Origin of the sequence: Bacillus sp. CCNWLW194 (assembly GCF_037120585.1) — a bacterium.
In the GTDB taxonomy this organism is placed as follows: domain Bacteria; phylum Bacillota; class Bacilli; order Bacillales; family Bacillaceae_G; genus Bacillus_A; species Bacillus_A basilensis.
Genome location: NZ_JBBBBL010000008.1, coordinates 260918 through 274097 on the forward strand (window position 1 = coordinate 260918; position 13180 = coordinate 274097).

Sequence of the window (13180 nt, forward strand, 5' to 3'; positions counted from 1 at the left end):
TTTTTTCGAAAATCAAAATTATCTACATTTTTTATTCTTTTGCACAAATATTATAACAATCTCATCTATTATTCTATCGTTATTTTCAAATAACCTCATACGCGCAACATAACAAAAGCCATCCAACATAATTAGACGGCTTTTGCATGTTAATCTATCGTTTCAACTTCACGTGGATTTTTCATTTCTTCCACATACACAACTCTAAATCCGTGATCTTCTAAATCTTTCAATAACGTCTCTAATTCACCGTCGTTAAACTCTTCTCCTAATGTAAACATAATTCTACGAACTAATAAGGCATCATTATCAAAAGTCATTAAACTTTGGATACCTGTATATTTTTTTAATACTGTGGATAATTTTTGAATTGCTCCATTATAATCCTGTGTCCCAATCATGACAGAATATTTACTAGAATGCACACCCCAAGCATCTTCTAATAACTCAAAAACTTTTTTATGCGTTAAAATCCCAAGAAAGACTCCTTTTTCATCAACTACTGATAAATAAGGTAATTTTTTTATTGTAAAAAATACTTTAAAGAACGAAGAATCTTCTCTCACATATCCTTCTTTATCGTTTAATAATTGTAATACACTCTCTTCCAGTGAACCTTTATATTCTAAAATATCTACTTTATATATATTCCCTAAATATTTCTCTTTTTTTTCATCTAAAACTGGTACACAACGATAGCCAGTTTTATTTAAATGCTCCAGTGCTTCCCCTATTGTAATTGAACTTGAACAAAATAAAACTTCCCTTTTCGACACATAATTCCCTTTAATCCTCATAAACAGCCTCCTTATGTTAAAATACTTTCTGTGCCATAACTATATTATATTTTCACAAAAAAATAAATAATTTATTTTACTTTTCTGAAAATTTTTCATTTTCTTGTCATAATTTATTCACGTTTCATTCACTTATATCTCTACAATACCAAACGTTCTCTCGAAACTTCTTTAAGAAAATATATTGTAACTTACGCCGAAAACAGCTAAAATAAGAATAAGAATTTTCTGAATATTCCAAGAGTAGGTGATTACATGTCTTTATTACGCTCACATATTTGTAAATTTACAGTTGGTGTTCTTATTATATTTATCATTAGTCCTATTCCGTCATTATTTATTACACATAAATACTCATACTTCACTGGCTTTATAAGCATTTTTCATAACTTCGCACAGCTTTCTTCTATGACAATTCCAAAGATTGATTGGATGCACGAATCTATCTTTTTCTCAGCAAATGAGATGGTACATACTTCTAATCATTCAACTCCATTATTCCCTTACATATGGGAAATATATTTTTTATCGATTGTTCGTTTTACCTTTACTCTTGCGATCGGATTCTTCATCAGTTTAGGGATCGGCCATTTATTTTTTAAAGCACCTCATTCGGTTAAAAAGTTCCCTTCTTTATTAAGATGGATACCATACTCTTTTTGCACTGTATTATTACAATGTTCAGTCTTATTACTACTCCTATACATCGCAAAATTTATAAAGCTTCCTTACTACTCATCTTTAATCATCGTTTGTAGTACTTCCATGATTATCGTTATGCAAGCAATAAAAAAATGGGTTCCTTTCTTAAGTAACACAAATGAATATGAAATAAAACAATCTTCTTTTCTTGTAGATACATTGTTTTTAGCTCTTACTTCGAATCATAAATCAATTTTAGGCTCCATTATTATTTCATTCCTTTTTATGGAATGCGTTTTTCACGCAAGCGGACTATTGCAATTTATCGTTCAATTCGGCGGAAATGCACCTGTTATTGTTACAATTAGCTTATTACTTTTGTATATCCCGTATTGCATACTCTCATTCCTTCAAACACTATGGACGACAAACCACTTTAAACAACAGTCATACGCTTTAACAAGAAGTATTTCAAAACCTTAATTTGAAATAACCCTCTATAATCTGAAAGTAGGGGGTTATTCCTTTTGTATAGCGGACAAAATAACAGCAAATTCAAAAACTATTACAGAAACATACCAATATTTACCCTTTTCCTTTGACTATTCTTTTCGTTTGGATTTATTATAAAAGTATAACATAATTGCAGGAGGTGACATCTTTATTCCAAACTATGGAATAGAGAACACACTTGGACATATTAAATATTTTTCTCATCTTTGTACTTATCCTTATTTCCGGCTTTTTCGTTGCATCAGAATTTGCTGTTGTAAAAGTACGAAAAAGTCGAATTGACCAGCTTGCAAATGAAGGCAATAAACAAGCTTTAGCTGCAAGAAGTGTCATTTCTAATTTAGATGTTTATTTATCAGCTTGTCAGCTCGGGATTACCATTACTTCTTTAGGACTGGGTTGGCTTGGTGAACCGACTGTGGAACATTTACTACGACCGCTCTTTGAAAAGATTAATATTACTGGAACAATGGCAAATACTTTATCCTTTATAATTGCCTTTAGTGTTATTACATTTTTCCATGTTGTATTAGGTGAATTAGTTCCGAAATCTTTCGCAATCCAAAGAGCAGAAGCAATCACACTTAAGTTTGCACGACCACTTATTTTATTTGATAAAATTATGTATCCGTTCATTTGGCTACTTAATAGTACAGCTATCTTTTTCACAAAATTACTCGGTTTAGAGCCTGCGAAAGAAAATGAACTTGCCCATTCTGAAGAAGAATTACGACTCATTTTAGGTGAAAGTTTCAAAAGCGGCGAAATAAACCAAACCGAATATAAATATGTAAATAACATTTTTGAATTTGACGACCGAGTTGCGAAAGAAATTATGGTCCCTCGTACAGAAATGATTTGCTTATCTACTGAAAATACGTTAGAAGAAAATATGGATATCGTCGCAACTGAAAAGTATACACGCTACCCTATCATCGAAAAAGATAAAGATGATATTATCGGTATGATCAATACGAAAGAAGTATTTCATGATCAAACGAAAGGCATTCATAAGCCACTTGAATCTTACATACATCCAGTACTAACTGTATTTGAAACTGTTCCAATTCGTAAAACACTGGTACATCTACAAAAGAATCGCGTTCAGATGGCAATCGTTATGGATGAATATGGTGGTACTGCTGGACTTTTAACAATGGAAGATATTCTTGAAGAAATCATTGGAGAAATTCAAGATGAGTTTGATGCAGATGAATCGCCTATGATTGAAAAACGTACGCCGAAGCTTACTGTTTTAGATGGAAAAGTACTTATTTCTGAAGTAAATGATATGTTTGGCTTACATATTGATGAGAGCGACTTAGATACAATCGGAGGCTGGCTACTATCTCAGGCAGTTGACGTAAATATTGAAGCTGGCTACTCCATCGAATATGCCGGTTTTCAATTTAAAGCATTAGAACTTGATGGACATCAAGTCAAAAAAATTGCTGTACATAAATTAGATATAAAAAAGGAGTTATAAAGTGACTGTTTTCTTAACAATCTGTATCATTGCCTGTTTCATTATTTCATTTCTAGCTTTTATTTATCCTATTATACCCGGCATCCTAGCTGTCTGGGCTGGATATTTCATTTACCATTTTGGTATAAATGGCGGAGAACTAACGATTTCTTTTTGGATTATTCAAGCTATTTTCACACTATTCATTTTCGTTGCTGATTTTATTGCAAATGGATATTTCTTAAAGAAATACGGTAGTTCTAAATGGGGCGAACGTGTCGGAATGATTTCGATCATTGCCGGATCTTTCTTCTTCCCACCATTCGGACTTATTATCATACCATTTTTAGCGGTATTTATAACCGAATTAATGCATAAAAAAGCGCCAAAAGACGCTTTTCTTGTAGGAGTTGCTACTGTAGTTGGTTTTTTAAGCAGTACAGTAGCGAAAGCCATTCTCCAAACCATTATGATTATCATATTTGTATGTTATATCGTCTTTTAACCATCCCAATTTCGGGATGGTTTTTTAATATGAAATACCTACTCGACTATTCTCATATTTGTTTTTACTACACAGATTCCACGTAAATTGTGCTGTATCACCAACTGTTATTTTCGCACCACCTTCTGGTAATACATCTTTTTCAGTCCGATATACACCTGTCACATCACCGTCTATTAAATGCGTTGGACAAACGACCGTCCAACATAAATTACTACTACTAAGTATCTTATATGCAGCTAAATGATCTTCTGCTGCTGTTGTCGTTTTCCTTTTTGATTCCGTTGATTGAAAACGATATAAATTTAGATTTGTTCTTGCTTGTAAAATACCAGCTGTTCCTATTGTAATGATTTTATGAACCCCTTCTTTTTCCATTTGCTTTATAATTTGTGGCATACTTTTCGTTAACGTCCCATTTTGATCCGTTCCAAGTGCACTAATTACTATATCGCTTCCTTCTATCGCTTTCTTTATATCATTTGCGTTCAATACATTACCTTCTATAACTTGTAATCTTTCATGATGTATTTCTATTCTATTTAAATCACGCGCTAATGCAGTCACTTCAGCTGAATCCTTTAATGCTAATTTTATTATATTTGAACCTACTCTCCCTGTTGCTCCTAATATACATACTTTCATTTGTTTTCCTCCTCTTTCATTCTTTCTCTATTTTTCAATAATCTCAATCAATTTACAACAAAAAAGCTTCCTCACATATAAGAGGAAGCTCTATTATTACATTATTTCTTTTCTTTAGAATCCGTAGACTTCTCAGTTCCACTTGTTTCTTTATCCTTTTTGTCCTCTTGTTGTGTTGTTGTATCGTCTTCTTTCTTCTTGTCCTCATCTTTACTACAACCTACCATTAATAAAGAACTTGCAAGTGCCATAGCAGTTAATGATTTAACCCATTTGTTCATTTGCGTTTCCTCCTTTTGATAGAATATGTACAATCCCATATTACTCTCTATTTTTAAAGGAAAGATTGACAAATAGTAAATAAACGGTAAATATTTGTAAATTTTCTGATAATAAATATGTACACCTAATCATTTTTCTCTACGAAAAATAAAAAACTAAGGCGCCTATCTTTCCGCCTCAGTTTTTTATGCAAACTTCTCATTTTCATATACATGTTTAATCTTATACTCTTTCTTCACAACATATTGCCATACACTATAGGCATAACGGTTCATTTTTAGGAAGCAATTTTCTAAAAATGAACGAAATTCTGGATTTGCAACTTCAACTGCCACTTGAGCAAACTTTAACGCTAACCGTTTTAAATGCGCAATATAACAAGTTGCTATTTGGATATCTCCTGAATATTTACTATCAGTTTCCTTCTCCATTCCATGCAAATGAAATGAAATTGGTTCACAGGTTATATGCTGTACATTCTCTCCTTCTTGAAAATTCACTTGTTCATTATACGCTTGCAACATATATGGTAAATGATGCTGTAATAGCTCCTTTAATTCTTCATCTCTTACCTCTCCTGTATACTCCCCAACCTTGTATATAAGCATATAACTATACCTCATTAATTCTTTCATACAATCCATGAGAGTACCTCCCTTCTCTTTTGTCTATATGTTATAAATATGCTGCTATAACATTTGCTATTCTTGCTAAAAACCAATCCCATTTACTAATTTTCTCAAAATCTTCTTGCGAAAATCTTTTTGACTTATGAAAGTCTTCTTTTAATCGGTTCCATACGTCCGCTGTTACTTCCTTATCATAGATAATACAATTAGACTCCGTATTTAAATAAAAACTTCTATTATCAAAGTTTGCGGTACCAATATCAACAATTTCCCCATCAATGATTGTTACTTTCCCATGAAAAAAACCATTCTGATATTGATAAATCTCTGCTCCAGCATGTAACATGTCTTTCAAATACGGATAGGCAGCTTGTTTTAACAATACTGCATCACTTTTAAATGGTACGAGAATTTTCACATTGACACCGCGGTTTAATGCATCTTTTAACGCTTTTATCATTTCTTTACTTGGTACAAAATATGGTGTAGCAATAATTAAAGACGTTTTAGCCTGCTTTATAAGCGCTCCATATTTTTCCCATAAACCTTTTCCGTCTGAAAATAAATATTGATACTTTACATTCCCTATTGCAGGTAAACTTTCATGTACAGGCATTTTTTCTCCCGTATCTTCTTTCCAGTCAGCAGAGAATTTTCTTTCCATATCCGTGGCACCATTCCCCTTGACTCGTACATGATAATCACGCCACGGACCAAATTTCGGATTTTGTCCAAGGTACTCCTTTCCAATGTTAAAGCCGCCGACGTATGATACTTTTCCATCTATCGTAACAATGCGTCTATGGTTCCGTTGATGCAACGAGTAGAATATATGTTTCAGTTTAGGCTTTTTACTAAATGTAAACTGGACACCATTGCTTTTTAGTTGACGAATTATCTTTTTCTTCAGCTTATATCCACCTATTCGATCGACTGACAATTTCACTTCTACTCCACCCGATGCCTTTTTCTCGAGCAACTGCAAAAACTCTTTGCTTATTTCATCTTTACCTACAATATAAAAATGGATATATATGTACTTTTCTGCATTGCGTATATCCTCAAATAATTTCGTATATAATTCTTCACCGTTCGTATACAGTTGAAATTCACCCAATCGAACTTGTCCTAATTCATATTCACTAGCCATTTTTTTCCCCATTTCCACATCGATGTTAATCCAAATGAATACACCTATTAAACAAAGGATTACAACGAAAAAGTGTTTCATGGATATTTTCCTTTCTCCACTTACTGTTATTTCTATATCTTCCCTTTTTTAATACAATATCATTCAAGAAAATATGTCATTGCATGATATATGTCCATATCAAACGATAGCTCATTTGCATATTGTATGTTGTATCTTAAAATAAAAGGAGGAAATAACAATGGGCTTCGCACATGGTAATGGATTCGCGCTATTAGTCGTATTATTTATCCTCTTAATCATCGTCGGTGCTGCTTGCTTCTGCTAAGTAGTTACTGTCATATGATATGTGGATGAAAAAACTATAAAAGCGGACACCTACTTTTAGGTGTCCGCTTTTCATATGACAAACATTTCGGTCTGTTATGATACCAGTAATGACTAAATACTCAACTCAAAAAGTAAGTAATGTAGCTACTTTCTTGCTCTCTGCCTTACGTATATGACGTTGTTCTGCACGTAACACTGCAATACGATGTAATTCTTTCTCTTCTTCTGTTTCAGGGATTACTCGCGGCACAGGAACTGGATTGTTCTCCTTACTAAGTGCAACAAAAGTAACAAATGACGTTGCTGCGATACGCTTCTCACCTGAAATTAAATCTTCCGCTACTACCTTCACAAACACTTCCATAGAAGTTCTACCTGTCCAAATTACGAAGGATTCATAACTAACACAATCTGAAGAGCGAACAGGATGTAAGAAATCTACCCAATCCATAGACGCTGTGACACATTCTTTTCTTGCATGCCTCGTTGCTGAAATAGAAGCAACCATATCCATCTCGGCTAATATCTTTCCACCAAATAGCGTATTATGATCATTTAAATCTGTTGGAAATACTCGGCTCGTTTTAAACACTCTAGACTCATTAGCTGTTTTTCCTTTTACTTCAGTCATTGTTATCACCTCTTTGATTATTTAACCCGCTATTTGCAGACATTAAGACTCCCACCACAAAGTTCGGTTGGAGTAAAGAAGTTCGGTAAGAGTTCCATTTCCCATTCACCCTAGAACAGTATGAGCTTATTATCATTACACGTTTAATATTAACAACATTCAGAACTTTTAGTCCACAAAAAAGAACCGATGTTATCAATCGGCTCCTCTAAATACATATTGTTCTTTCGGCTGTTCAACTTTATTCCATTTCGTTACTTCTAAAACAGGAATATTCGCATGGAACGGTTGATAAAATTCAGTAGAAATTTCTCCCTCTATTTGAATCCAATCATCGTTTTTCCATTCTACACCTTCTGGCTTTTTCACTAACATACCATATACACCAGAATCTGCTACACAATGTATAATACCAAAACGGAATAAGAAATATTGTTCTTTTTTAGAAGAATCATCTTTGAAAACAAACCCTTTAAATGATAACTTTTTCCCAGTAAACTCGCCAGGATAATTATAAATTGTTTCCATTCCCTTTAGGAAATTTTCATCATTTAAAGTAACACTATCTTTCGTTACAAACTCTTTCTTCCCTTTTTCCATTACACCACGGTATCCTTCTTTCCCGTAATAAATACTCGTGTCAGGCCTTAAGAATTGCCTTGTCATAAACGGATCTTTACTTTCTGCTTGCGCAACAGGAAAATGAAATCCTTTCGCCTTAACGATATCTGAATCTAACGTTGCAATCGGGAAAAACAATCCTGAGACAATCGGAAAGCAGAACAATGTATATGAGAATGCTTTTTTCCACCATGTGTTCTCATCTTTTGAATGATCATGCCCGCAATGGTTATGGTCACAACTACAATCCTGTTTCCCTTGTTCTTTCTGGTGTTCTTGTTGGAAAACAATAATAATTTGAACGACCGTTAAAAACCCTAAAATAATAGCTGCTGTTGTTGATAAATAGGCATACTTCATATTGATATACTTCGTAATATTACCTGAAATATGAAGCTGCGCGATTAAGATTGTAAAACCTAATAATATATATGCTCGAAACATAACCTACCACCCCATCGCATAAATGAGTAGTGAGCTTGCATAAACAACAAGTGTAACTGTAACTGTAACGACAATTACAAATTTTGTTTTAAATGTCGCAAGCATCATAAACATATTTTTAATATCCACCATCGGTCCATATACGAGAAACGCGACAAGTGATGCTGTTGAAAATGTACTTTGGAATGATGAAGCAATAAACGCATCCGCTTCTGAACAAAGTGATAATATATATGCAAGTCCCATCATAACTGCTGGTGAAGAGAACGGCCCTTGTCCTATAGCAAGAAGTGTTGAAGTTTGTACGAACGTTTGAACTGCAGCTGCAATTAACGCACCTAATACTAAATATTTTCCCATCGAGAAAAACTCCTCAACAGCATGCGTACATACATCCCACATTTTTTTACGTAATGGACGCTTATGATTCACTTCTGGGAAGTGATCATCTCGTAATTGATGTTCTTTAAACATAAATGATAATATAATTCCAACGATAATTGCTACGATAATCGCTACAATAGAACGATACCATACCATGTGCATACTACTTCCAAAGGCAACGTATGTTGCAAATAATACAACTGGATTAATGATCGGTCCAGTTAACATAAATGCAATCCCCGCATATGGTGGAACACCTTTTCCGATTAATCGTCTTACAATCGGAACGATTCCACATTCACAGCCCGGAAACATCATACCTAAAAAAGTAGCTACTAAAACAGACAGAAATCGGTTTTTCGGCATCCATTTTGCTACCATATCTTCTGTCACAAACATTTGAATGAATCCTGAAATAAATACACCAATGAGCACAAAAGGAAGTGCTTCGATCAATATGGAAATAAAGATTGTATTCATTTGCAGGAATGCTTTCGGTAATTGAAACAATTCCATGATGTATTTCCTCCAACTTTTCATTAACAATATGTAATTTTAACCCCATTTTATTAATTGGACAAGACTTATACGGAATTCATACCTTTCATATACATTACATTTTATAAGTTATATTCTATTCAAAACTTTGGATTTCATAGCAAAAAAGCTGCTCTAGCGCAGTTATACAACTATGCTAGAGCAGCTTTCTTTTCATTAAAAGTAACGTTTCTTCCAAAAAACAAATGCTAATGTGAAAGATAGTGTTACACATATTATAAGTACAATTACAAAGCCATGTGCTTCTCCTTCAAACGGAACCTTTACGTTCATTCCAAAGAAACTAGAAACCATCGTTGGTAACGATAAAATGATTGTAATAGACGTTAACAGTTTCATAACACTATTTAAATTATTTGATATAACGGAACTAAAAGTATTCATCATTCCACTTAAAATGTGACTATATATTTCCGCCATTTCAATAGCCTGTTTATTTTCAATTAATACATCTTCTAATAAATCTTGATCGTCTTCATACATTTTTAAAAATGTACTGTTACGCATTAGTTTTTGAATTACAATTTTATTTGCCTTTAATGATGTTGTAAAATAAACTAAACTTTTTTCAAGGCCTAGCAATGTGAAAATCTCTTTATTTTTCATCGACTTATTTAATTGATGCTCTAAATCGATTGTTTTTCTGTTAATTTGCTTTAAGTATCTTAAATAATAAGTAGAAATCGTATATAAGAGCTGAAGTGCAAAGCGTGTCTTTTTAAACGTATAAAATTCTTTAATACGTTGATTAATAAAACGTTCAAAAATTGGATTTTCTTCTAAACAAATTGTCACAAAGCAATCTGGCATGACAATCATCCCTATTGGAATCGTGTCATAAATCGAATTTCCTTCTTCATCATGTCTAACTGTTGGAATATCCACGATTATTAAAGTATTATTGTCTTCCTTTTCAATACGAGAGCGTTCTTCATCATCTAAAGGGTCTTTAATGAAATCTAAGTCTACATTTAAAGTTTGTACTAGATATTGAATTTCTTCTTCCGTTGGATGAAGTACATTAATCCAGCAACCCTTTTGCATTTCCTCAACCTCTTGTAGTTTTCCGTTTCGGTCTGTTAAATAAATATTTAACATACTATCACCCCGATTCTTTTTACATGTAGGAATCTACCTCTCTTACATAACAGTTTTTGAACCGCCATTCTCAGCATATGAAACATACGTTTAAATTTCAATAGAAAAATTATTTTGAAAACGTTTTTATAAGAAAAATATTATAAAGTGAAACTTTAATCAGTGGGGGGCTTCACCCCCCCACTGATTATTAGTTGAACCAATCGGGCTTTTACGGGCAGTTGATCCCAACCAAACTTCTTTTCTTTCGCTGAATTTTGAGGTGAGGATCTTACTGCCCGTTAAAGCGGGATAAACAAAGAAAAAGACAGAGTGCTCTCTGCCTTAAAAAGCTTATGTTGCCTTTATAACATATTTAGAAAGCATCCACAAGTTAAAGCCAACCGAAATCGTATAGCCAGCGTATGTTGAAATAATAAAACTTACATAATCGAAATACGGAAGCAATACAATATTTAAAACTATCTTCATAATAATTCCTAGCACTAATCCTAGCACTGTTTTCTGTTGTTGATTAATTCCTTGTAACATAGCAGCCGTTACTGTAAAAAGAGAAAATAGTATACAAGCAGGAGCATAATACTGTAATATAAGGCTGCCCAGCTCTGGATCATTCCCCGCGCCAAATAAAAGAGTATAGACCGTTTTTGCTAACACCATCATTCCAATTGCCGCTGGTACCGTAATCCCTACAACTAATACATTCGTCCTTGTAAAATGTTTGTACAGTAACTTCACATTTCCTGCTGTATAAGCTTTTGTCATCTCAGGTACGAGTGACATACTAAAAGCAGTGGCAACGGAAACTGGGATAAGTACAACCATTTGAACAAGTCCAATTATTGCATTTATCTTCTCCGCTTCTCCTTGCATATATCCTATTTGTATAAGTAATTTATTAATTGTAAATGTGTCAATCGTCTGATATAACGGAATTGCTAAACCAACCACAACAAATGGTATTGAATATGTAAAGAGCTCCTTATATAGTGAGAAAAAAGATTTCGTTGTTTGTGGTATACTTGCCATTTCCTTTTTCTTTAAATGCCTTCTCCTTCTTATATAATACGCACTTAAAACAGTTAATCCACCTACCGCTCCCATAAAGGCACCGAACGTTGAAATACCCACTGCTAGCGAGACAGAAGCTTTTAAAATATATAAAACGACAAAACTTCCTATCAAAATGGTTAGAACCCGAAAAAATTGCTCTACAACTACACTTAGAGCAGAAGGCCCCATCGATTGAAATCCTTGAAAGAAGCCCCTTAATAAACTCATTACTGGCACAAGTATTAACGCAAAACTCACAATTCGAATATTAGTAGTGACCGCCCCTACACTATTCCCCGTTTGATCGTTTCCATCAATTACAAGTTTAGCCAAATGTGGAGCTAGCATATATAAAGCAAAACACGAAATAATTCCCATTATAAACATAAATACGATTCCACTTTTCAACACTCTCTTAACCGTATGATAATCATTCAGTTGATCATATTTTGATACCATTTTTGAAACTGCAAGTGGTAGTCCCATCGTCGCAATGCTGAGCATAATGGTATATGGACGATATGCATACGTGTATAAAACGTACCCACTTGTACCGACCATAGCTGTAAATGGTATCACATATATAAACCCTAACATTTTAGATATCATCGTTGCCATTGTTAAAAATATCGTTCCACGTATAAACGGTGACCCTTTCATCACATTCCTCCGCTACGCTTTATTATTATACATTATGGACAACTTTTTTTTTTAGAACCGAAACAAGTAAAAAAAGCCAATGAAAAATCATTGACTTTAACGCGCTGCTTTTTTCTTTTTGAAATACTTTAAGCCGAAGTATAGAGCAACAAAAAGAATCGCTCCTATAATTATGTAATGTGTGTAATCAGATGCATACTCTTTAATATGTCGCCAATTTCCACCAAGCTTTTCACCTAAATATATAAATAGTATTGACCATGGAATAATCGCAACTACTGTATACAGTGTGAATAGTTTTAACGGCATTTTAGCTAATCCTGCTGGAATAGAAATAGCATGACGTACTACTGGAATAAAGCGCGCAGAAAAGATTACTCCTGCTCCATAACGCTTAAACCAATTTTCTGCTATGTCTAAATGGTGTTTATTAATAAGTAGATATTTTCCATATTTCTCTACAACTGGACGTCCTCCATAGTACCCAAGCCAATATAAAAATATTTGAGCTAAAGTACCACCGATTGTTCCCGCAATAACTGCACCGACAAAACTAATTTTACCATCTGCGACTAAAAAACCAGCATACGAAAGTACAATTTCACTCGGGATAATTTCAATCATTAAAGCTAGTGCTACTCCAAAGTAACCTAAGCTTGCAAAAAATTGCAATAACTGATCTATTATGCTTGCTAACATTTTATTTTCTATCTCCTTTTTTCTTCACATACCATCCCATTATTACATAAAGGTTGCATTCTGCCAATATCTTC

15 protein-coding genes are annotated in these 13180 nt (G+C 33.6%); 4 read left to right on the forward strand and 11 right to left on the reverse strand.

From position 1 onward, the window contains the following. Positions 1-149: 149 nt before the first annotated feature. A complete protein-coding gene (gene cbpA / locus V7S50_RS19800; RefSeq protein ID WP_063222760.1) occupies positions 150-797 on the reverse strand; it encodes a cyclic di-AMP binding protein CbpA in 648 nt (215 codons plus the stop codon). Between the two features lie 255 nt (positions 798-1052). Between cbpA and V7S50_RS19805 the strand changes: the two genes are divergently transcribed. From V7S50_RS19805 to V7S50_RS19815, 3 genes are all read left to right on the forward strand, one after another. After that, positions 1053-1922: a hypothetical protein gene (locus V7S50_RS19805; protein WP_063222761.1), complete on the forward strand. Its 870-nt coding sequence runs from the start codon at positions 1053-1055 to the stop codon at positions 1920-1922. Positions 1923-2130: 208 nt separating this feature from the next. Next, entirely contained in the window at positions 2131-3438 is a 1308-nt protein-coding gene (locus V7S50_RS19810) for a hemolysin family protein (protein WP_063222762.1), read from the forward strand. Between the two features lies 1 nt (position 3439). After that, positions 3440-3922, forward strand: a complete 483-nt coding sequence (locus V7S50_RS19815) for a DUF456 domain-containing protein (protein WP_242251652.1) — start codon at positions 3440-3442, stop codon at positions 3920-3922. 24 nt (positions 3923-3946) lie between these two features. On the opposite strand, the gene V7S50_RS19820 is transcribed toward V7S50_RS19815, so the two are convergent. From V7S50_RS19820 to cls, 4 genes are all read right to left on the reverse strand, one after another. After that, positions 3947-4567, reverse strand: coding sequence for an NAD(P)-dependent oxidoreductase (locus tag V7S50_RS19820; protein ID WP_242251651.1), 621 nt, complete (start codon positions 4565-4567; stop codon positions 3947-3949). 101 nt (positions 4568-4668) lie between these two features. Continuing rightward, entirely contained in the window at positions 4669-4848 is a 180-nt protein-coding gene (locus tag V7S50_RS19825) for a hypothetical protein (protein WP_001045957.1), read from the reverse strand. A gap of 186 nt (positions 4849-5034) precedes the next feature. After that, positions 5035-5493, reverse strand: coding sequence for a spore coat protein (locus V7S50_RS19830; RefSeq protein WP_242251649.1), 459 nt, complete (start codon positions 5491-5493; stop codon positions 5035-5037). Between the two features lie 31 nt (positions 5494-5524). Beyond that, positions 5525-6709 carry a cardiolipin synthase gene (gene cls, locus V7S50_RS19835; RefSeq protein ID WP_242251648.1) on the reverse strand — a complete coding sequence of 395 codons (1185 nt, stop codon included), beginning with the start codon at positions 6707-6709 and terminating at the stop codon, positions 5525-5527. 160 nt (positions 6710-6869) lie between these two features. Between cls and V7S50_RS19840 the strand changes: the two genes are divergently transcribed. After that, positions 6870-6956 carry a YjcZ family sporulation protein gene (locus V7S50_RS19840; protein ID WP_000505094.1) on the forward strand — a complete coding sequence of 29 codons (87 nt, stop codon included), beginning with the start codon at positions 6870-6872 and terminating at the stop codon, positions 6954-6956. Positions 6957-7082: 126 nt separating this feature from the next. Here V7S50_RS19840 and V7S50_RS19845 read toward each other — a convergent pair whose 3' ends face one another. The 6 genes from V7S50_RS19845 to V7S50_RS19870 all read right to left on the reverse strand — a co-directional run bounded on the left by V7S50_RS19845 (position 7083) and on the right by V7S50_RS19870 (position 13106). Beyond that, positions 7083-7589, reverse strand: a complete 507-nt coding sequence (locus V7S50_RS19845) for an acyl-CoA thioesterase (RefSeq protein ID WP_000141167.1) — start codon at positions 7587-7589, stop codon at positions 7083-7085. 195 nt (positions 7590-7784) lie between these two features. Next, the gene (locus tag V7S50_RS19850; protein WP_242251647.1) at positions 7785-8654 is read right to left on the reverse strand and encodes a TIGR03943 family putative permease subunit; all 870 of its coding nucleotides are present in this window, start codon (positions 8652-8654) and stop codon (positions 7785-7787) included. Between the two features lie 3 nt (positions 8655-8657). Continuing rightward, entirely contained in the window at positions 8658-9554 is an 897-nt protein-coding gene (locus V7S50_RS19855) for a permease (protein WP_000418728.1), read from the reverse strand. 198 nt (positions 9555-9752) lie between these two features. Continuing rightward, positions 9753-10694, reverse strand: a complete 942-nt coding sequence (locus V7S50_RS19860; protein WP_000932392.1) for a magnesium transporter CorA family protein — start codon at positions 10692-10694, stop codon at positions 9753-9755. A 333-nt stretch (positions 10695-11027) separates the two neighbouring features. Then, the gene (locus V7S50_RS19865; RefSeq protein WP_242251646.1) at positions 11028-12407 is read right to left on the reverse strand and encodes a putative polysaccharide biosynthesis protein; all 1380 of its coding nucleotides are present in this window, start codon (positions 12405-12407) and stop codon (positions 11028-11030) included. A 96-nt stretch (positions 12408-12503) separates the two neighbouring features. Then, positions 12504-13106, reverse strand: a complete 603-nt coding sequence (locus V7S50_RS19870) for a DedA family protein (RefSeq protein WP_000881206.1) — start codon at positions 13104-13106, stop codon at positions 12504-12506. Positions 13107-13180 lie beyond the last annotated feature (74 nt).